21 protein-coding genes and 1 tRNA gene are annotated in these 19,205 nt (G+C 72.1%); 12 read left to right on the forward strand and 10 right to left on the reverse strand.

Features of this window, described 5'->3' with window-relative positions; all coding sequences use genetic code 11:
• Window positions 1-29 precede the first annotated feature (29 nt).
• Window positions 30-1,148 carry a bifunctional NAD(P)H-dependent oxidoreductase/GNAT family N-acetyltransferase gene (locus MTP10_RS23835; protein WP_310711819.1) on the forward strand — a complete coding sequence of 373 codons (1,119 nt, stop codon included), beginning with the start codon at window positions 30-32 and terminating at the stop codon, window positions 1,146-1,148.
• On the opposite strand, the gene MTP10_RS23840 is transcribed toward MTP10_RS23835, so the two are convergent.
• Complete coding sequence (locus MTP10_RS23840; protein WP_310711820.1) at window positions 1,108-1,683, reverse strand: helix-turn-helix domain-containing protein; 576 nt, start codon at window positions 1,681-1,683, stop codon at window positions 1,108-1,110. The genes MTP10_RS23835 and MTP10_RS23840 overlap by 41 nt on opposite strands.
• Before the next feature lie 155 nt (window positions 1,684-1,838).
• On the opposite strand from MTP10_RS23840, the gene MTP10_RS23845 reads away from it, so the two are divergent.
• Together MTP10_RS23845 and MTP10_RS23850 are read left to right on the forward strand one after the other, a co-directional pair.
• On the forward strand, window positions 1,839-2,660 hold the full coding sequence (locus tag MTP10_RS23845) for an SDR family oxidoreductase (RefSeq protein ID WP_310711821.1): 822 nt from the start codon (window positions 1,839-1,841) through the stop codon (window positions 2,658-2,660).
• Window positions 2,657-3,583, forward strand: coding sequence for a DMT family transporter (locus MTP10_RS23850; protein WP_310711822.1), 927 nt, complete (start codon window positions 2,657-2,659; stop codon window positions 3,581-3,583). The genes MTP10_RS23845 and MTP10_RS23850 overlap by 4 nt, the downstream gene beginning before the upstream one ends.
• 24 nt (window positions 3,584-3,607) lie before the next feature.
• On the opposite strand, the gene MTP10_RS23855 is transcribed toward MTP10_RS23850, so the two are convergent.
• The 4 genes from MTP10_RS23855 to MTP10_RS23870 all read right to left on the reverse strand — a co-directional run bounded on the left by MTP10_RS23855 (window position 3,608) and on the right by MTP10_RS23870 (window position 7,542).
• The gene (locus MTP10_RS23855) at window positions 3,608-4,183 is read right to left on the reverse strand and encodes a TetR/AcrR family transcriptional regulator (RefSeq protein WP_310711823.1); all 576 of its coding nucleotides are present in this window, start codon (window positions 4,181-4,183) and stop codon (window positions 3,608-3,610) included.
• 433 nt (window positions 4,184-4,616) lie between these two features.
• Window positions 4,617-5,258 carry a response regulator transcription factor gene (locus MTP10_RS23860; protein ID WP_310711824.1) on the reverse strand — a complete coding sequence of 214 codons (642 nt, stop codon included), beginning with the start codon at window positions 5,256-5,258 and terminating at the stop codon, window positions 4,617-4,619.
• Window positions 5,255-6,460 (reverse strand): histidine kinase, encoded by a 1,206-nt coding sequence (locus MTP10_RS23865; RefSeq protein WP_310711825.1) that lies wholly within the window; start codon window positions 6,458-6,460, stop codon window positions 5,255-5,257. Before MTP10_RS23865 ends, MTP10_RS23860 begins: the two co-directional genes overlap by 4 nt.
• Before the next feature lie 68 nt (window positions 6,461-6,528).
• Window positions 6,529-7,542: a hypothetical protein gene (locus MTP10_RS23870; protein WP_310711826.1), complete on the reverse strand. Its 1,014-nt coding sequence runs from the start codon at window positions 7,540-7,542 to the stop codon at window positions 6,529-6,531.
• 473 nt (window positions 7,543-8,015) lie between these two features.
• Here MTP10_RS23870 and MTP10_RS23875 point away from each other — a divergent pair, with 473 nt between their 5' ends.
• Window positions 8,016-9,053 (forward strand): GNAT family N-acetyltransferase, encoded by a 1,038-nt coding sequence (locus MTP10_RS23875; protein ID WP_310711827.1) that lies wholly within the window; start codon window positions 8,016-8,018, stop codon window positions 9,051-9,053.
• A gap of 256 nt (window positions 9,054-9,309) precedes the next feature.
• On the opposite strand, the gene MTP10_RS23880 is transcribed toward MTP10_RS23875, so the two are convergent.
• Window positions 9,310-9,383: transfer RNA gene (locus MTP10_RS23880), tRNA-Pro, on the reverse strand.
• 90 nt (window positions 9,384-9,473) lie between these two features.
• On the opposite strand from MTP10_RS23880, the gene MTP10_RS23885 reads away from it, so the two are divergent.
• The 4 genes from MTP10_RS23885 to MTP10_RS23900 all read left to right on the forward strand — a co-directional run bounded on the left by MTP10_RS23885 (window position 9,474) and on the right by MTP10_RS23900 (window position 11,669).
• Complete coding sequence (locus tag MTP10_RS23885) at window positions 9,474-9,899, forward strand: hypothetical protein (RefSeq protein WP_310711829.1); 426 nt, start codon at window positions 9,474-9,476, stop codon at window positions 9,897-9,899.
• A gap of 138 nt (window positions 9,900-10,037) precedes the next feature.
• On the forward strand, window positions 10,038-10,583 hold the full coding sequence (locus MTP10_RS23890) for a hypothetical protein (protein WP_310711830.1): 546 nt from the start codon (window positions 10,038-10,040) through the stop codon (window positions 10,581-10,583).
• Between the two features lie 5 nt (window positions 10,584-10,588).
• Window positions 10,589-11,467, forward strand: coding sequence for a hypothetical protein (locus MTP10_RS23895; protein ID WP_310711831.1), 879 nt, complete (start codon window positions 10,589-10,591; stop codon window positions 11,465-11,467).
• Window positions 11,468-11,474: 7 nt separating this feature from the next.
• A complete protein-coding gene (locus MTP10_RS23900; protein WP_310711832.1) occupies window positions 11,475-11,669 on the forward strand; it encodes a hypothetical protein in 195 nt (64 codons plus the stop codon).
• A gap of 62 nt (window positions 11,670-11,731) precedes the next feature.
• Here MTP10_RS23900 and MTP10_RS23905 read toward each other — a convergent pair whose 3' ends face one another.
• Window positions 11,732-12,145 carry an ATP-binding protein gene (locus tag MTP10_RS23905; RefSeq protein ID WP_310711833.1) on the reverse strand — a complete coding sequence of 138 codons (414 nt, stop codon included), beginning with the start codon at window positions 12,143-12,145 and terminating at the stop codon, window positions 11,732-11,734.
• Window positions 12,146-12,161: 16 nt separating this feature from the next.
• Entirely contained in the window at window positions 12,162-12,932 is a 771-nt protein-coding gene (locus MTP10_RS23910) for a SigB/SigF/SigG family RNA polymerase sigma factor (RefSeq protein WP_310711834.1), read from the reverse strand.
• Between the two features lie 176 nt (window positions 12,933-13,108).
• Here MTP10_RS23910 and MTP10_RS23915 point away from each other — a divergent pair, with 176 nt between their 5' ends.
• Window positions 13,109-13,465: an STAS domain-containing protein gene (locus tag MTP10_RS23915; RefSeq protein WP_310711942.1), complete on the forward strand. Its 357-nt coding sequence runs from the start codon at window positions 13,109-13,111 to the stop codon at window positions 13,463-13,465.
• 44 nt (window positions 13,466-13,509) lie between these two features.
• On the opposite strand, the gene MTP10_RS23920 is transcribed toward MTP10_RS23915, so the two are convergent.
• Window positions 13,510-14,229 (reverse strand): GAF and ANTAR domain-containing protein, encoded by a 720-nt coding sequence (locus MTP10_RS23920; RefSeq protein ID WP_310711835.1) that lies wholly within the window; start codon window positions 14,227-14,229, stop codon window positions 13,510-13,512.
• 58 nt (window positions 14,230-14,287) lie between these two features.
• On the opposite strand from MTP10_RS23920, the gene MTP10_RS23925 reads away from it, so the two are divergent.
• The 3 genes from MTP10_RS23925 to MTP10_RS23935 all read left to right on the forward strand — a co-directional run bounded on the left by MTP10_RS23925 (window position 14,288) and on the right by MTP10_RS23935 (window position 18,086).
• The gene (locus MTP10_RS23925; RefSeq protein ID WP_310711836.1) at window positions 14,288-16,123 is read left to right on the forward strand and encodes a SpoIIE family protein phosphatase; all 1,836 of its coding nucleotides are present in this window, start codon (window positions 14,288-14,290) and stop codon (window positions 16,121-16,123) included.
• A gap of 207 nt (window positions 16,124-16,330) precedes the next feature.
• The gene (locus tag MTP10_RS23930; protein ID WP_310711837.1) at window positions 16,331-17,434 is read left to right on the forward strand and encodes a glycosyltransferase; all 1,104 of its coding nucleotides are present in this window, start codon (window positions 16,331-16,333) and stop codon (window positions 17,432-17,434) included.
• Window positions 17,435-17,492: 58 nt separating this feature from the next.
• The gene (locus MTP10_RS23935; RefSeq protein WP_310711838.1) at window positions 17,493-18,086 is read left to right on the forward strand and encodes an FMN-binding negative transcriptional regulator; all 594 of its coding nucleotides are present in this window, start codon (window positions 17,493-17,495) and stop codon (window positions 18,084-18,086) included.
• A gap of 22 nt (window positions 18,087-18,108) precedes the next feature.
• Here MTP10_RS23935 and MTP10_RS23940 read toward each other — a convergent pair whose 3' ends face one another.
• Window positions 18,109-19,161: a helix-turn-helix domain-containing protein gene (locus tag MTP10_RS23940; protein WP_310711839.1), complete on the reverse strand. Its 1,053-nt coding sequence runs from the start codon at window positions 19,159-19,161 to the stop codon at window positions 18,109-18,111.
• Window positions 19,162-19,205: the final 44 nt, after the last annotated feature.

Raw genomic sequence — 19,205 nt, forward strand, 5'->3', positions numbered from 1 at the left:
TAAACAAATTACCAGCTAGGTTCGTTTCCATGTCAACGAAACCTGTGCGGGTCCTCGTCCTCGTGTGCAGCACCCGCCCCGGCGCTCTCGGCCCGGTGGTGGGCCAGTGGCTGATCGACACCATCGCGCCACGGGCCGCGGAGCAGGGCGTGGAACTCGTGCCGGTGTCCCTTGGCGACCTCGACCTGCCGTTCCTCGACGAGGAGGACGTGCCGGCCGCCGGCGTCTACCGGCACGAGCACACCAAGCGGTGGAGCGCGATGGTGGACGCGGCGGACGGCTTCATCGCGGTCACCTCCGAGTACAACTACGGCATGCCGGCGGCCTTCAAGAACGCCCTCGACTACCTGGGCCGGGAATGGGCGTGGAAGCCGATGGGGTTCGTCAGCTACGGCAACACCTCGGCGGGCACCCGGTCGGTCCAGCACGCCAAGCAGGTGGTGACCACGCTGCGGCTGGTGCCGCTGGGTGCCACGGTCGCCCTGCGCATCGCCGACACGGTGGACAGCGGGCGGCTCCGCCCGGACGCCGGCCGCGGCCAGGCCGCCATCGGGGTCCTGGACGAGCTCGTCCGCCTCGCCCACGCTCTGCGGCCGATGCGCGAGCGAACCCGCTCAGGTTCGGAGGCGGTGCCGCTGCCGGGGTCGTACGTGAGAGCGCTGACCCCGGACGACGCTCCGGAGGCTCTGGTGCTCCAGCGTTGCTGCTGGGTGGAGGAGGCGCTGGCCAACGACACCCTGGCCCTCTCCGCCCTGGAGGAGTCGCTGGAGCAGGTACGCGCATGGCTGGCCACATGGCAGGCCACGGGCCTGTGGCGGGACGGCCGGCTCCTGGGCATGGTGCGGACGCGACGCGTGGACGACGACTGGCACGTGGGCCGCCTCGGCGTCGTCCCCGACCTGCGCGGCCAGGGCGTGGGGCGCTGGCTGCTGCGCGAGGCCGAAGCCGCGGTCGACGCCGGGTGCCGCCGCATCGTGCTGTCCACCGGCGCCCGGAGCCGGCACAACATCCGCCTCTACCACGCCCAGGGTTACCGCACGGAGTCGTCCGACGGCGCGACAGCCTTCCTCACCAAGCCCGTGCCCGCGGATGGCGGCGTCGGCGTTCCTAGGCGCGTGGTCCGGCGCCGTGCAGCAGGGTGTCGATGATACGGGCGGCGAGGGTGTCCGGGTCGGCGCCGTCCGTGTTGCCGTGCAGGGACTCACCGATGAGCGCGTAGTAGACCCGGCGCACCCAGTCGAGGTCGGCCGCCTGGTCGATGAGCTTGTCGTCCTGGGCCCGCTTCAGCACGGCGGTGCAGCTGCGGGCGATGTCCTGGTGGAGGGCGGCGGCCTCGCTGCCGGGGTCTGCCGGCAGCCCCAGCGCGAACGCCCAGGCGCCCTTGATCTCGAGCACGTTGGCGGTGATCCGGTGCATCGCCACCAGCGGCGGCGCGGTGTCCGGCCGGCCGTCGTCGACCGCCTGGGCGAGCTGGCGGGCCGCGGACGAGGCCAGCGCCTCGACCAGCGCCTGACGGCTGGCGAACCGCCGGTGAATGGTCGTGCGGGCCACTCCCGCGGCTGCGGCGATCTGCTCCATGGAGGCGCCCGGCTCCTGGGCGAGCACCCGCTCGGCCGCCTCCAGGATCGCGCGCACGCTGCGCTCCGCGTCCGCCCGCAACGATCGCGCCACTGTCTCACCCATCACGCCTCCTGTTCGACCACTTATCCAGAAACACATTACATCGCTGATGCCGTCACGTACTTATCTGCATCATCCCTGTTGCATATAGACGGTTTGCTGGTACATTCTCCTTCCAGTTGACACCGGCTCAGGTGCCACCGGCCAAGGAGAACCACATGCACAGCACCGCCCTCATCACCGGAGCGTCGTCCGGCCTCGGCAAGGAATTCGCCACCCAGCTCGCCGCCCAGGGCCACGACGTGATCCTGGTGGCGCGCTCCGGCGACCGGCTCACCGCCCTCGCCCAGCGCCTGACCGCCGAACACGGTGTCCGCGCCCATGTGCTGGTCCAGGACCTCGCCGAGCCGGACGCCGCCCGCCGCGTCGCCGACCAGCTGACCACCCGCGGTCTGGACGTCGACCTCCTGATCAACAACGCCGGCTTCGGCACCTGCGGCCGCTTCGAGGAGATACCCGCGGCCCGCGACCACGACCAGCTGATGGTCAACGTCGTCGCACTCGTCGACCTCACCCACGAGGTGCTGCCCGGCATGCTGGAGCGCGGCCGCGGCGCGATCGTCAACGTCGCCTCCAACGCCGCCTTCCAGCCCTCCCCGTACTTCGCCGTCTACGGCGCGGCCAAGACCTTCGTGCTGAACTTCGGCCTCGCCCTGCGACAGGAGTACCGCCGGCGCGGCATCCGCGTGCTCACCCTGTGCCCCGGCCCGGTCGAGACCGCCTTCTTCGACACCATCGGCACCCGCAACGCGGCCGTCACCGGCTCCATGACCACCCCCGAGCCCGTCGTCCGCGCGGCCCTGCGCGCGCTGGAGCGAGACCGCGGCTACGTCGCTCCCGGATTCAGCAACGCCCTCACCGCGCACCTGACCCCCCGCCGCCCCCGGACCCTGGTCGCCGCCATCGCCGAACGCATCACCCGCAAGGTCCTCACCCCCTCGGCTGCCGCCCCCTCGACCGTGGCGGAGCACGTCGCATGAGATCCTCCGCCGCCTCCGTCGGCGCGGCCTCGGCGATGCTGCTCGTCGGCACCTCCACCGCGGTCTCCGCCACCATCGCCGACTACCCGGTCTTCACCGGCCAGGCCCTGCGCTATGCCATCGCCGCGGCCATCCTGCTCGCCGTCGTGGGCCACCAGCGCCTGCCCCGCGTCCGCCTGACCGCACGTGACATGCTGCTCCTGATCGCGCTGGCCGCCACCGGCCTGGCCGGTTTCAACCTCTTCCTCGTCGAAGCCACCCGGCACGCCGGCCCCGCCATGATCGGCACCGTGATCGGAGCCGTCCCCCTCGTCCTCGCCCTCGTCGGGCCCCTGATGGAACGCCGGCGCCCGGCCCCCCGCACCGTCGGCGCCGCGCTCGTGGTGGCACTCGGCGCAGCCGTCGCCGCCGGCCTCGGCTCGGGCAGCCTGACGGGCCTCCTGCTGTCCCTGGGCGCGCTCGCCGGCGAGGTGGCGTTCTCCCTGCTCGCCATCCCCCTGTTGCCCAAACTCGGCCCCCTGAGGGTCGCCGCCTATCCCGCCGCCCTGTCCGTCCCCATGCTGCTGGCCGCAGGGCTCGCCCTGGACGGCACGGCCTCCCTGCGGCTGCCCACACCCGGCCAGGCAGCCGCCTTCGGCTACCTCGGCGCGATCGTCACCGCAGCCGCCTTCTTCCTCTGGTACGACGCGCTGCGCCGCCTCGGCGCCGACCGCGCGGGCCTCTTCGCCGGCCTCGTACCGGTAGGGGCGCTGCTCACCACCCTCGCGCTCGGCCTCGGCCAGGCGGGCCCCGCCGACGTCACCGGCACCCTGCTCGTCGCGGCAGGCGTCGTCCTCGGCCTGCGGCGACCGAAGGGCTGGTCACGGGCTCGCCACCGGGCCACGGACGCGGCCGAGCGAACGATCCCGGCTCCATCTCCATGAGGGCGCCCTCGACGAAAAGGGACATCAACTCGCGCAATGCCCTCTCAGCCCGGCGAAGAGGGCTTCGAGAACGCGGTCGACGTAGGTATGTGTCAGCTGTTCGTTGGTGATCAGGTACCTGAAGTACAGAGGTCCGGACAGGATCGCCATCGCCAGGTCCAGGTCGAGATCGGGTGAGATCTGCCCCTGCTCGCGCGCCCTTTCCAGGCGGGCGACGGTCTTGGCCTCCTGCGGGGCGATGAAACGCTCGCTGAGCGCGGCGGCGATCTGGGGATCGTACTGGGCTTCGCCCACGAGCGCCCGGACCAGCGGGCCGAACGGCGGCCGGCCCAGCAGGTCGACGGCCGCGTGGATCTGCGTGCGCAGGTCGGCGACGATGTCGCCGGTGTCGGGGTAGTCCAGTCCCGATTCGTTCAACGACATGAGGGAATCGAGGAACAGGGCTCCCTTGGACGACCAGCGGCGGTAGATCGTGTGCTTGCCGACGCCGGCGCGGGCCGCCACCGCCTCGATGCTGAGTTTGGCGTAACCGATCTCCTGGCCCAGCTCCAGGGTGGTCCGCATGATGGCCACGGTCCGGTCGGCGCTCTTCTCCCTCATTTTCGCCACCATAGCAGCACGGCACGTGCCGTATTGACACCGCACCGGCCTTCCTGGCCGCATGGCAGGGCCCGATCTGGGCCGGACCGGTGGTCGGGGTGGCCGGCGGGGCGGCCATGGCGTGGCTGCTGGGCCGGATCACGGCCGCCCGGCTGCGGAGCACCGCGCCCGACCTCCTCCTGCGCTTTCGATCCGGCACGCGACCCGCACGCAGGCGCCCGGCGATCGCCCTGACCCGGCACCCTGGCCTGCCGCACCGCCCCCAGCCTTCAATGGCCGGACGATCATCACGATGGTCGTCATCGGACTTGTCCTGCTCACCACGGGTCTGGGGATCGGGCTCCACTACCTGGTCAGATCACGCCGATCGGTCGCCTGGCGCGACCCGTCAGAGCACCTCTGATGTCGTCAGGCGACCGATTCACGGCAGGGCCTAACGCTCGCCGGGAGTGACAACGCCGGATTCGTACGCCAGGACCACCGCCTGGACCCGGTCGCGCAGCCCGAGCTTCGTCAGGATGCGCCCCACGTGGGTCTTGACCGTGGTCTCCGACAAGAACAGCTCGACCCCGATCTCGGCGTTGGACGCGCCTCGGGCCAGGCTGAGGAACACTTCACGCTCGCGCTCCGTGAGCACCTTGAGCACGGCGTCCGGGTCGGTGTCGGCCTTCGCGACGAGCCGCCCGATGAGCCGCCGGGTCGTGGCGGGCGCGATGATCGAGTCGCCCCGGTGCACGTGCCGGATCGCCGCGATGATCTCCTCTCCCGGCGCGTCCTTCAGCATGAAACCGCTCGCACCGGCGCGCAGCGCGGCCAGGGCGTGCTCGTCCAGGTCGAACGTGGTCAGCACCAGCACCTTCGGCGGGTCGTCCAGCCGCTGGATCTCCCGGGTGGCGGTGACACCGTCCATCCGCGGCATGCGGATGTCCATCACCACCACGTCGACGCGCCGCGACTCCAACGCCTTCAGGGCCGCCAGGCCGTCAGCGGCCTCGGCGACCACCTCCACGTCGGGCTGGGACCTGACGACCATGGCCAGGCCGTTGCGCAGCAACTCCTGGTCGTCGACGATCATAATCCTGATGATGGAAGACTCCTCGGCTCATAGGGCACGGTGGCCGACAGCTCGAAGCCGGCGCCGGGGCGTCTGCCTGCCTCCAGGGTGCCTCCCACCATGCTGAGACGTTCGCGCATCCCGGTCAGCCCGACGCCGGCCTCTTCGGGGGGCGGCCCGGCGCCGTCGTTCGTGATGGTGATGTGCACTCCGTCCGAACGCCACGCCAGCGTCATGTCCGCGGCGGCCGTCTCCCCCGCGTGCTTGATGACGTTGGTCAGCCCCTCCTGGATGACGCGATAGGCGGTCAGGTCGGCGGCGGGGCGTAGCGGCCGGGCGTCCCCGACCTGCTGGACGGCGAGGCGTACGCCCGCATCGCGCACATGGTCCAGCAGGTCGGACAGGTCGCCGAGGCCCGGCTGCGGAGCGGTGCCGCCGTCGGCGCGCAGCACGCCCAGCAGCCCGCGCATGTCGCGCAAGGCATCGCGCCCGACCTCGGCGATGGTGGCGAACACCCCCGCCCCGGGCGAGTCCGGATCGGACAGCCGGCCGCCCTCCGCCTGGCTGACCATGACGGCGAGCGAGTGGGACACCACGTCGTGCATCTCGCGGCTGATGCGGTCGCGTTCCGCCCGCGCCGCCTCCTGCCGCTCCCGCGCACGGTCGGCCTCGGCGCGCTCGGCCTTCGCTCTGAGCTCGGACAGGAACAACACCCGCATCCGGCTGAGACGCCCCAGCGACCAGAGACACGCCGCCGCAGCGACCAGGCCGACCGACAGGCCGATGCGCCACGCGACCAGCTCGTAGGAGCCCGACGAGCCGCCCCACGAGGCCGGGTCCCACAGCCGCGCCAGAACCAGGCCCACTCCGGCCACGGCGACGGCCAGGCAGACCAGGCCGGGCAGCAGTTCGAGCCGGCCGGACGCCGTGTACAGCAGCAGCCCGAAGACCAGCGTGCTCGGCAGCAGCACCGCCGGATAGTAGGCGCCGCCCGGGTCGTGCAGGGGCGGCAGCGCCACCAGCAGCAACATCGCCGCGGCGGCCAGCGCGTACGCCGGCAGCGGGCGTAGCCGACGCAGGACGACGCAACCATGCAGGAGAAGCAGGCCCGCACCCGCGAGCAGGCGGAGCGACAGGGGACTGTCCGAGGCCCGGAGCAGGCTCAACGAGACCAGGCCGAGCGGCAGGAGGAGCAGGACGGCGAGCACGGCATCGGCACTCACCTGATGCCGGTTGAGAAACGAGTCCACTGCGACGCCGGCAGGGGACGAGGACTCTCCCACGCCCACCATTATGGTCGGCGTGCGTGGGCGAGGTGCCGGCGGCGGGCGAGGTAGGCCAGGGCGGCCACCGCCAGGGCCGGCCCCCACAGCGGCCACAACATCTCCGGCAGCCAGGCGCCCAGCTCCGCGCCCGCGCCCGTCGGGCCGATCTGCTCGCCGGTGAGCTTCTTGCGGACGTACATCAGTCCGGCGGAGGTGATGGGGAGGGAGACGGCCAGAGCCGAGTAGGCCGGGAACCGCGCCGGGATCGGCCGCCCGCGCAGGAACGGCACCCAGCGCGGCCAGATCTCACCCCACGGCCGGACCAGGCCGACGGTGAGGACCGCGCCGACGAGACCGAGCGTGCTGAGACCGGCGCCGATCGGGGTGATCTCGGCGATGTAGGCCAGGAAGTGGTCGCTGATACCGACGGGCACGCCCAGGAGCCAGCCGAAGCGGGTGACGGCGTAGACGACGGGGACGGCGACCGCGACAGCGGTCGCGTACCGCCCGATCCGTAGCGCGCCGGCGGCGCTGCCGGACCGCCCGGGCCCTCCGATCAGCGTGCGCGTCCCCAGGACCAGCAGGCTGACGCCGGCCGCCATCAGGATGAGCAGGTTGACGCTGGGCCACGTCAGCATGGTCGCGATCAACGAGAACTCGACCTGGCCGGCGAGCGCGGCGGCCAGCATCACCGGCAGGTACCCGGCGCTCATCATGATGCGCACGTCGGGCAGGAGCACCGCCAGCCCGGCGCCGGCCACGACGGCCACGACGGCGGGGGCCCGGTTGAGCGGACCTCTGGCGGCGAGCACCGCGACGACGGCGGCCACCAGCGCCGTCATCGCCAGCACACCCCCGCCGGCCGCCGCCGGAAGAGGGTCGAGCAGCGTGCTGCCCGGACCAGCACGGCCGGCGTCGAACGGATAGCCGGGCCCTCCGAGGGCCCAGAGCAGGCCGAGGACCAGATAGCTCACCGACCAGACGGCGACGATCAGGACCGGCACGATCGTCCGGCGGCTTCGTGGAGAAGAGGTGTTCACCCGGCCCAATCTGCCGCCGCGGCGGTGCCCCGCACATCGTCACCGGGTCTCGGCCGCCTCCTCCGGAGGTCGCGACGGCGTCGTCCCCGAGGAGGACCCCTCAGCCGCGGTGACCCCTTGGTTGCAGACGCAGCGGGCACTTGACGCTGTCGGTGAGATCGGCGCGCTCGCATCGGTGCCGGACCCGTGCTGCCCCCGTCGGAGTGCCGTTACAGCGACAGAGGATCAGCGAGCAGGCACACCGCTGACGGAACGCACAGGGGTTCAGATGCAGGCATGAGAGTGTCAACGGCCAGGTGCGTGTCACCGCTGGTGGCCATGCAAAAGTCTCTCCATTCGGACATCATCCTCGGAATGGGACTCTTCAGTTTCGGGGTGATCATGATCGCGTCCGTATTGATGGCCGGTGCCGGCGGATGCCCATCCCCAGCGGCCGTGCACGCGGCTGACCTGGCAGTGGAAGCGAGGACGTGATGAGTGTCGACATCTTTCCCTTTGATCCGGACAAAGCTTCTGACGCCGAGCTCCGTGGCCAGTACGAGCTGGCGATCGCCGCGTTCTCGGTGGATCGGCCCGACGCGCCGAAGCCCGGCTACGACACGTTCGTGGGCCGGTTGCGTGCCATTCCGCCGGGCGTGGGCAGGCAGCGGTTCTGGGCGGCGCGCAGGCAAGGTCACCTGGCGGGCCTCGCGATCACGCAGTTGTCACGGTCGGAGGACGACAACAGCATTGTCGTCGACGTCCGCGTCCATCCTGAGCTGCGCCGGCAGGGGATCGGGACGGCGCTGCTCCGCCGAGCGCTCGGCGGCTCATCCGCCGAAGGCCGTGAGCTCATCGTGGGACGAGGCGTGACGGCCGGCGGCGACGGCGAGCAGTGGATCCGCGCACGGGGCTTCACCGTCGTGCAACGGGTGGCCCTACAGGTGCTCAGGGTTCCTGAGGTGGACCCGGCGCTCTGGGAGGTCCCCGTGCCGGCCGGTCACCGCTTGGAACAATGGACGGGAGCCGCACCCGACACCCTCGTGGAGTCCTTCGCACGAGCGCGCGGCGCCATCCATGACGCCCCCGTCGGAGACTCCAGCTACCGGCACCCGCACTGGTCCGTACCGCGAGTGCGGCAAGCCGAGCACGACGCGCGCCGGCGCGGCGTCGAACACCGGGCCGTCGTGGTCGTGCACGAGGCGAGCGATGCCGTGGTCGGCCTGACAGAGCTGGAGATCTTCCCCGGCATGCCCGACACGGCCGTCCAGCAGGACACGGCCGTGCTACCCAGGCACCGGGGTCGCGGGCTGGGCCGCACCGTGAAAGCCGCCATGATGCGGTGGCTGCTGGCCGAGCGACCGGAAATCCGCCTGGTAGTGACGAACGTGGACGCGGGCAACGACTACATGACGCGCGTCAATCATCAGCTGGGATATGTCACGACGCGGATCATGCTCACCGCCGAAGCAGCTCTCGGCGCACTCGAATCCCGGCTCAGCGCACTGGCATGGGAACGCGGCATGCCGTAACGGCTTGGCTGCGGCCGCAGTTCCGGCGGCACGATTCGCGACGGTAATCCGAATCACGGTGATCCGTGCCGTTCGTCCCACAGGATGGAGAAAGGTCGCTCTATCCGGCCGGAGCCGCTCTGAGCAGCCATCCGTCCGCCGGCTGGTCCCCAGGTCAGAGATCGCGAAGGAGGCCGCGATCACGGCTACGACAACGAGAATGAGAAGGGCCGGCCTACCTGGGCTTTCACCCAAGCCGACCGGCCTTGTGTCACCGTCGGGACGACAGGATTTGAACCTGCGACCCCTTGACCCCCAGTCAAGTGCGCTACCAAGCTGCGCTACGTCCCGGTGTGTGTCCGTCCCTGTGGGGCGAGACGTCATAACCTTAGCGCACATCGGAGGTGCCCGTGCACAGCGCGGGCGGGAGCGGAGGCGGCCTTGGGGCGTAGGGCGGCGATCGATCGCGGGGAGCTGGCGAGGCTCGTGGCCGAGGGGCGGAGCGTGCGGGAGATGGCCGCGCACTTCGGCGTGAGCGAGTCCGGGGTGCTCCAGGCGAAGCGCGCCGCCGGGCTGGTGAAGCCGACCCTGGATCATGGTCGTGCCGTGCCGTGGAAGGTGTCCCGGGAGCACATCCAGTCGGGTCCCGCGACGAACCTGCGCAACCTGTCCGCCGCCGCGCAGGGCAAGCCGCCCGCGTCCGAGCGGCTGAACACCGCCCTGCGGTGGGCGCAGCGGCTCGTCGACGCCGGGCTGGATGTGGCGTACGACCCCGTGGAGGGGTTCCGGGAGGTGCCGGTGGGACCTGGTCGTTCGCATGTTGCCGCGGTGCTGGCGGAGGCCAGGGAGGCGCTGGACGGCGGGTGATCCTGTCCCGGGGGGCAGGGGCGGTTCCGCGGTCCCGGAAAGCGCGGCCGGCAGGGGGTTGCGGGCCGTTCCCAAGCGTTTCGAGAGCCGGTTCGGGGGCAGGCGCTGGTCTCAACACAGAGACCGGAGGCGAACATCATGTCCACCTTGATCTGGGTGGCCGTCGTCGTGGTCGCGGTGGTGGCGCTCGCCGCAGTCGGCTACGTGGTGCTCCAGCAGCAGCGCCGTAGCCGCCTCCGCGCCCGTTTCGGCCCCGAGTACGAACGCCTGATGGCCGAGCACGACAACAAGAAGGAAGCCGAGCAGGAGCTGCTGGCCCGGGAGCAGCGGCACGCCGAGCTCGACATCCGCCCCCTGTCGGAGGAGACGCGCAACAGCTACGCCAAGCGGTGGACCGAGGTGCAGGAGCGCTTCGTGGACGCGCCCGGGTTCGCGGTGACCGAGGCGGACCAGCTCGTGACGTCCGTCATGGCCGACCGCGGCTATCCGACGGAGAACTTCGAGCAGCGACTGTCCGACTTGTCCGTGGTGCACGCGTCGACGCTCGACCACTACCGCAGGGCGCACGAGATCAGCGGGCGCGCGGCCCGTAAGGAGGCCTCCACGGAGGAGCTCCGGCAGGCGATGGTCCACTACCGCGCGCTCTTCGAGGAACTGCTGGAAGAGACGACGCGAGGACGGTGAGGGACGTGGGTGACGAGATGAGAGTGCCGCCCCAGCGGGCCGACGAGCAGCCCGGGGACGAGCACGTGGGTGACGAGCACGTGGCTGACGGACGCCCGGGCGGCGGGCACTGGAGCGGGGAGCGGCGGGACCCGTCGGACGACCACCGTCACGGTGCGCTGGACGACGTGCGCGGCGACGACGACGTGCGGGCCGCGCGGACCGAGGACGACGATCTGCGCATGATCGTGGACGACGACCGCGACCGCGACGGCGGCCGGGCGGCCCTGGGTGACGAACCGGCGCGCGGCACGGGTGACGACGTCCTGGTGCACAGCGCCGGCGACGGGGACAGCGCCCGCGGAGGGCGCGACGGCCTCGACCACGGCGGTCCCGGGCGTGACGGGCTGGATGACGAGGACGACGTACCGGGGCCGAATGACGACGGCGTGCGGCGGGAGCCGTACGCGACCGGCGTCTCCACCGGACCTGGTCCCGCGGTGGACGAGGACGTGGCGGGAGCGGACGGCGGCGCGGCCCCGTCCCACGCGGCGCCGGCCGAGATCGTGCTGTTCGACCAGGACCCGGCCGAGGTGCAGGCGCGCTGGCGCGAGCTGCAGGCCGGCTTCGTGGACGACCCGAACGAGGCCGTCAAGCGGGCCGACGGGCTCGTCGGCGAGGTCGTCGAGGCGCTCACGAGCGCGCTGACGTCCCGCACGGGCGAGCTGCGCCGACGCTGGAACGACTCCGACGGGAACGGCGGCGGGCGGACCGACACCGAGGAGCTCCGCCTGGCGCTGCGCGAGTACCGGACCGTGCTGGAACGGCTGCTGGCCCTGTCCGGCGGCGGCACCACGGCATCGCCCGCCACCACGACAACGCCTGCCACCACAGGGACGAGGTGAGCGGCTCATGCTGGCGATCGTCGCGGCCATCGTGTTCGGGCTGGGGTTCCTGCTCGACCTGGTCAACGTACGGATACCGGGTGGCATCTCCGGTACGACGTTCATGCTCCTCGGTCTGATGTTCCTCGCGCTGCACCAGGCCGGTGTGGGGACGGCGAGCGTCCGCAGCTACAGCGGCTGGCGCGGGCGGACCAGGAGGTAGGACCGGCCGGCGTGACCGGCCAGACCCCCGGACGGCAACGGTCCGGGGGTCTTTCGCATGAATCACTTGGCGGGGAAGCGCATGATGACCGTGCTGCCGCCGGCGCCCACCCGGAGGTCCAGGTCGGAGGAGAGCATGCGGGCGACCCACAGTCCCATCCCGCCGACCGAGCCGGGCATGGGGCCGGGCTTCCAGGCGCCGCGGTCGTGCACCTCCACCAGGACGTCGTCGCCGTCCGCCCACATCCGCGCGCGGGCCTCGACATGGCCGTGGGTGACGGCGTTGGTGGCGACCTCGTTCACCGCGATGACGAAGTCGCCGACGGCCTCCTCGGGCATGCCGGCGCCGCGGGCCTCGGTCTCGGCGAGCTCCCGGACCCGTGGCAGGTCCTGCAGCCGGAAGGTGATGTTCCTGATGGGCGTGCCGGGTGGCGGGCCCGTCAGACCCGCGTCGTGAGGATGCCTGTCCTCGTGCACCCGGCGTTCCGCCCTCTCAGCCGACAAGCTCGGCGCGCAACTGGTCGAGGACCTTGCGCAGGATCCGGGACACGTGCATCTGCGAGATGCCGAACTCCGCCGCGATCTCGGCCTGCGTCATGTTGCCGAAGAAGCGCAGGAGCAGGATGTGCTTCTCGCGGGAGGGCAGGGCGTCGATGAGCGGCTTGACCGCCTCGCGGTCAAGCATGGTGCTGAGGGTGTCGTCGTCCTCCGGGATGACGTCGCCGAGCGAGGCGGCGTCGTCGTCGGTGCCGAGCGGCGCGTCCAGCGACAGCGTGCTGTAGGCGGCGGAGGCGTCCAGCGTGAGCAGGACGTCCTCCTCGCTGATGTTCATCTTGGCGGCGAGCTCGGCGACCGTCGGCGAGCGGCCGAGCGTCTGGCTGAGATCGGCGACGAGCCGGTTCAGCTCGGAGCGGCGCTCCTGGTAGAGGCGGGGGACGCGGATGGCCCAGGTGCGGTCGCGGAAGTGGCGCTTGACCTCGCCGGTCATCGTGACGACGGCATAGCCGCGGAAGGCGTGGCCGAGGGTCGGGTCGAAGCCGTTGATGGCCTTCATCAGACCCACGTACGCGGCCTGGAGCAGGTCCTCCAGCGGCTCGCCGCGGTAGCGGTAGCGCCGGGCGATCTCCATGGCCAGCGGGCGGTGCATCTCCACGATGCGCTCGCGCAGCCGTTCCCGCAGGCTGTCGGGGGTGTCGATCCTGACCATCTCGGCCAGGAGCTCTTCGGCGGTCAACTCCTCGAGAACGAGTTCCTGCAGGGCCATCGCTGCTCCTCATATGGGTCGCAGGGCGGCCTCCACCGAAAAAAAGCCCATGCAGAGGCACGCCTCGCGTCTAACTTCGAGACGAAAGCCCTCTGCTGGACTTCAGCTTCCAGTATGCCTCATCCCGCGGGGCGTATGCCTCCCCACCGCGGTGACAGTAGGGTTGCCCCGTGACAATGCCGGAGAACGGTGAGGGCTCTGTGGCCGCTCTGAGCCTGACGTCGTCGACCGTGAACGAGATCACTGTGGTCAAGGTCGACGGGGTGCTCGACGCGACGACGCGCGAGCAGTTCGCCGACTACCTGTCCCTGTCGGGCCCGGATCTGATCCTGGACCTGGCCGGAGTGACGTTCATGGACTCGCGCGCCCTGGGGCTGATCGTGCACCAGTGGCAGACAAGCCTGGCCGCCAGTTCCAGGTTCGCCCTGGTGGGGGTCGAGTACTCGAAGTCCAAGGTGATGTGGATCACCGGCCTGGCGCAGCGGCTGCCGCTGTACGACACGCTGGACGACGCGCTGGCGGCGTTCGGCTAGCCGGGTGGCGCCCCTCGGCGGCGTGACCATCTACGGCGTGACCCTCAGCGGCGTGACTTCCGCTGGTGCTCGTCCACGAGCAGCCTGGCCAGGTCGGCCACCTTGACCTGGTGGTGCTGGGAGATCCGGCGCAGCTCCTCGAAGGCGGCCTCGGCGGTGCAGCCGCTGGTCTGCATGATGATGCCCTTGGCCTGGTCGATGACGGCCCGGCCGTTGAGCGCCTCCTGGAGCTGGGCGGCGTCGGTGCGGACCTCCTCGAAGTCCCACATGTTCGCCATGGCGACGCCGACCTGCTGGGTCAGCATCTCGGCGAGCGCGTGCGCGGCCACCTGGGAGAACGCGCCGGGCCGTACGGAGTAGAGGCCGACGAGCAGCAACGCGGGGGCGACCTTGATGGGCAGGACGAGGACCGAGCGGACCCCCCAGCGGTTGGCCAGGGCGGCGTAGCGGGGCCAGCGGCCCTCGTCGAGCACGTCGCCGACCACCACCTGGCCGGCGGTGCGGCGCGCGTCAGCGGAGGGCCCCTCCCCCAGGCGGCGCTCCTCCTCGGCCAGCGTGATCAGCTCGCTGTGCGAGCCGGAGACGAGGACGCGCTGGTCGCGCCAGTGCTCGGCCGAGCTGCCCGAGCAGCCGGGCACGCCGTCGGCCAGCGCCGTGGTGAGGCCGCGCAGCACGCTCTCGGTCGAGGTGGCCTCGTCCAGGCGGCCGAGTGCCGCGAGGTCACGCGCGAGGCCGGGGGTGATCATCGTCACGGTCGATTCCATAGCTTCGCCTCCCTACCCCTTATAGCTAGCATTATCCCGTGTGGCGTAGCGTCAGAGCATGACTGTGCCGGACCTCGAACACGCTCTGGACGCGCTCTCGGCGCGCGTCACGTCTCTGCGTGAGGCGAGGACGGCCTACCCGTCCGAACTCGCCCCTACCCTCGACGCCGCGCTCGCCGAGCTCGACACCGCGACCGAGCTGCTGGCCGAGGCGCGCGCCGAGCTGAGCAGGGCCTCCGACAGGCGGCAGGGCGGCAAGAAGGACGGCCCCCAACGGGAGCTGAAGCTGCTGCGGCAGGTGTTCCGCGCGTTCCCGGTGCCGGTGATCGTGCTGGACGGCGGCGGCGTGGTGCGGCGCGTCAACGGCGAGACCTCACGGGTGCTGGGCAGCCCCGACGGCTATCTCGTGGGCCGCTCGTTCCCGCTGCTGGTGGACGTGTCGCGGCGGGCCGCGTTCCGCTCGCACCTGACGTCGGTGCTGCAGACCGGGCAGCCGGCCGCGTTCGAGACGCGGCTGGCGCACCAGGGACGCACGCACACCGTCCAGCTCGCCCTGACCCGGCTGACGATGCCGGGCGAGCCGCAGCAGATGGTGGCCGCCGTGGCGCTGCCGACCGAGGTGCAGCTCCCGGGGCCGGCGGCGGAGCGGCCGGAGCAGTCCGACGGCGCGCTGCTGATGGCGGCGGCCCGGCGGCAGGACCTGCTGGCCCGCATGGGCGCGCTGCTGCTGGACGAGGAGGCGCTGCGGCAGCCGGTCGCGCTCCCCCGCGCCACGCGGCTGCTGGCGGCCGGCTGGGCCGACTGGGTGATCGCCGACGTCGTCCGCGACGGGCTGCCGCGCCGCTCGGTGGTGGTGGCGCCCAAGGACCATCCTCTCGGCGGACTGGTACGGCAGGTCGAGGGCGCGGAGCCGGCGGCCGCCCAGGTGGTGGCGCAGGTGCTGGCGCGCGGCTCGGGCGTCGTCCACGAGATGGTGGACGACGAGACGCTGCTCGGCTTCTGCGCGGACGGGCCGCTGCTGACCGCGATGGGCGCGGGCTCACTGCTGTGCGTGCCGATCGGCACCGGCGACGGCACGCTGACGCTGGTGCGCGAGCACCACCGTCCGCCGTTCACGCTGGCCGATCTGGGAGTCATGCAGGAGGTGGGGCTGCAGCTCGGGCTCGCCGTACGGGCGCAGCGAAGCTTCCAGCGGCGCTCGCGGGCGGCGGACGCGCTGTCGGCCAGTGTCGCGCCGCGCAACCTGCCGGACGTGCCGGGGTACGAGGCGAGCGCCATCTACCATCCGGGCGCCTCGGTGGGGGCGGAGTTCTACGACGTGTTCCCCGTGGAGGGCGGGTGGGGGTTCGCCCTGGGCGGGGCCGTCGGCAAGGGCGAGGAGGCCGCCTCGGTCAGCGCCCTGGTCAGGGGCGGGCTGCGGGTGCTGAGCGCCTGGGAGTCCGACCCGGACGTGGTCGTGCGCAAGGTGAACGAGGCCCTGATGAAGCAGGGCTCGGGCATGTTCGTCATGGCGGTGGCGGGGTTCGTGCAGGGGCGGCGGATCCGGCTGTCGTCGGCCGGGCACCATCCGGCGGCGCTGATGCAGCCGGACGGGAGCGTGCGGTTCGCGGCGGGCGGCGGCGTTCCGCTGGGCATCTCACCCGCGGCCGAGACCGCGGTGGAGGAGATCACGGTCGGCATGGGCCAGACCCTGGTGCTCTACTCCGAGGGGCTGGTCTCCTCCCGCAACGAGGCCGGTGAGCCGTACGGCGAGGAGCGGCTGGCGGACGTGCTGGGCCGGTGCGCGGGGCAGTCCCCGGCGACGGTGGTCAAGGCCGTGGAGGCGGACCGCAGCGCGTTCTCGGGTGGCCAGGTGTGGGACGAGATCGTCGTCCTGGCGCTGCGCGGCGTCTGACCTCGCGGTTTCCGCCGGAGTCCGTCCCGGCGTGGCCGGAATTCTTGGAGCTCCAGCGGGTAGTACGCGGTATTTGGGCGAGAAGTCGGTTCTGTCGGGGTTTGCGCGTGGGCCCGTTCCGGGTAAAGTCTTCAGCACAGATATCCGTGCCTAAGACGCAGGCACACCTTGAAGGCTGTTCTTTGTGCTTTCCACCTGAGGTGTGCCATGAATATCGCGATCGTCGCTTCCGTCAACGGCAGCAAGCGCCACCAGATCCACGCCGTAGCCCGCGAGCTGGGGCGTGAGCACCACGTCACGATCTACTCCCGCCGGGACAGCGCCGAGGGCAAGCCCAGGACGCGGGTGGCCCCGGGGGTCACGGTGGAGCACATCGACGTGGGCCCGGCCCAGGACCTGCGGCCGGACGACGTCATGCCGTACCTCAACGAGATCGGCCGTCACCTGACCAATCGCTGGAGCCAGGAGCGCCCGGACGTGATCCACGCCCACTCCTGGACCGGCGGGCTGGCCGCCGTGGCCGGCGCCAAGGGCCTGGACGTGCCGGTGACGCAGACCTTCCACTCGGTCGACGCCGCCCACATCAAGCTGGAGCGGGCGCTCGGCCGCCGCGCCAACGCGGTCATCGCGGGCTCCAACGACGAGGAGTCGGCGCTGATCCGGCTCGGCGTGCCGCGCAACAACATCGCCATCGTCCCCTACGGCGTCGACACCGAGCGCTTCCACCGCACCGGCCCGGCCGCGACGCGCGGCTCGCACAAGCGGCTGCTGCACGTCGGAGCCCTCTCCCCCGACCGCGGCGCGCACACGATCATCCGGGCCCTGCAGGGCCTGACGGACGTCGAGCTCGTCATCGCCGGCGGGCCGGACCCTGAGCAGCTCGGCGACGACCGGGAGGCGCGCCGCCTGCGGGCCCTGGCCGAGCAGCTCGGCGTGGCCGACCGCGTGACCCTGCTCGGCCAGGTCAAGCGGACCGCCGTCCCCAAGCTCATGCGCGGCGCCGACGCCGTGGTGACCGTCCCCCGCGAGTCCACGACCGGCATCGTCGCCCTGGAGGCCATGGCCTGCGGCGTTCCGGTGATCGCCTCCGCCGTGGGCGCCCACCTCGACTCCGTCATCGACGGCGTGACCGGCCTGCTGGTGCCGCCGGACCGCCCGGCCCAGACCGCCCGCCTGGCCCGCGAGCTGCTCGCGGACGGCACGCTGCGGACCGCGCTCGGCTACGCCGGCGCCGACCGCGCCCGCTCCCGCTACTCCTGGGAGCGCGTCAGCCAGGAGCTCGTCCGCGTGTACGAGGCCGCCTGCGCCTGATCCCCCGGGCCGGACCCGCTCCCCGTGTCCGGCCCGTACGGGACGTATGATCCCCCGCATGCTGATTCACCCCTGGGACGCCGGCGACGAGCAGCAGTCCCTCGCCTACGTCAGGGCCAACTCGTTCGGGCAGCTCATCGCCGCCGGCCGGGGCCGCGATCTCCCCGTGGTGGTCCCCACCCAGTTCCTCCTGTACGACGACCGGACGGTTCTCCTCCACCTGGCCCGGCCCAACCCCGTCTGGGCGGCCGTCGAGGAGAACCCGAAGGTGCTCCTGTCCGTCGCCGGCCCCTGGGCGTACATCCCGGGCTCGTGGCGGGCCGAGCCGGGCACCGACCCGGCGCTCGGCGTCCCGACCACCTACTACTCGGCCGTCCAGCTCGCCTGCCACGCCGAGATCGTCGCGGACCCCGAGGGCAAGCTGGAGATCCTCCGGGCCCAGCTCGGCGACCTCGACGCGGAGGCCGGGGACCCCGCCGCCATGCCACGGCTGCTGTCGGGGCTCCAGGGGCTGCGGCTCACCGTCGAGGAGATCCGCGGCAAGTTCAAGTACGACGGCCACAAGGACGCCGGGCACCAGGGCCGGGTGGCGGGGCTCCTGGCCGCGCGGGGCGGCCCCGGCGACGCCTCGGCCCTGCGCCACCTGTCCTGAGCGCCTCGCCGAGGACCCGCCCTCAGACGAGCCGGGCGGCCTTGAGGCCCAGGTGGACGGCCAGGCGGTCGTCGCCGTCCGACAGGTCGCGGCCCAGCAGCCGCTCCGCCTTGCCCAGCCGGTAGTAGAGCGTCTGGCGGTGGATGCCCAGCTCGGCCGCCGTCTTCTGGGCGTGGCCGCCGAGGTCGAGGTACGTCTCCACGGTGTGGCCCAGCTCCGGGTCCAGCACGGCGGTCTCGGCCGCCAGCTCCGTCAGGTCGGCCTGGCCGAGGCGGGCCAGCAGCCGGTGCGCGCCCAGGTCCTCCCAGCGGGCGACGGGCGCGAAGCGCGGGAAGTGCTCGGCGATGCGCAGCGCCTGCCGCGCCTCCCGCCAGCTCTGCCACGCCTCCCCCGGGTCACGCCGGGTCGCCCCGATGCCGGCCGCCGTTCCGTACGCGGCCTGGACCGTGCGCGCGACCTCGGCGGCCAGGTGGGCCGGGGCGAGCAGCGCGACCGGCGAGCCGGGCCGGGCCAGCACGCCGCGCGGCAGTGTCCACAGGGCCGCCACCCGCTCCTCCGACTCGCGCACCGCGATCGCCGCGACCGGGCCGAGCACCTCCAGCGAGGCGCCCGCGCGCTCCTCGGGGTCGGCCGAGAGCAGCGCCCGCAGGTCGCGCCCGGCGTCGCGGCGGCCGCGGGCCTCCTGCGCCAGCGCGGCGGCGGCGCGTCCCACCAGCGGCTCGGCCCGCCTCAGCACCTCGTCGGTGAGGCTGCCGGAGTCGAGCAGCCACAGGTAGCCGTAGGTGACGTCCTGGTGCCGCAGCGGCCAGCAGACCCGGGCCAGCACCTTGAGGTCGGCGTCGGCCGGGATGCGCACCGGGTGGCCGGCGCGGGCGATGCCGTACCGTTCGAAGTAGTCGCGGACCTCCGGCGTGGCGCGGCGGCGCAGGATCGACTCCTGCCGCACGGTGTCGATGTCGCCGTGCTGCGCGCCGTACGCGAGCAGGCGGAACGAGCGGTCCTCCAGCGTCGCGGAGGCCCCGAGCAGGCGGGCGAGCTCATCGACGATGTCCTGCAGATCAGCCGAGTTGTCCATGTGTATGACAGCCTGCCACATTGGGCGTTACGAGTGTGGATGGC

Origin of the sequence: Nonomuraea sp. 3-1Str (assembly GCF_031570565.1) — a bacterium.
Lineage (GTDB): Bacteria > Actinomycetota > Actinomycetes > Streptosporangiales > Streptosporangiaceae > Nonomuraea.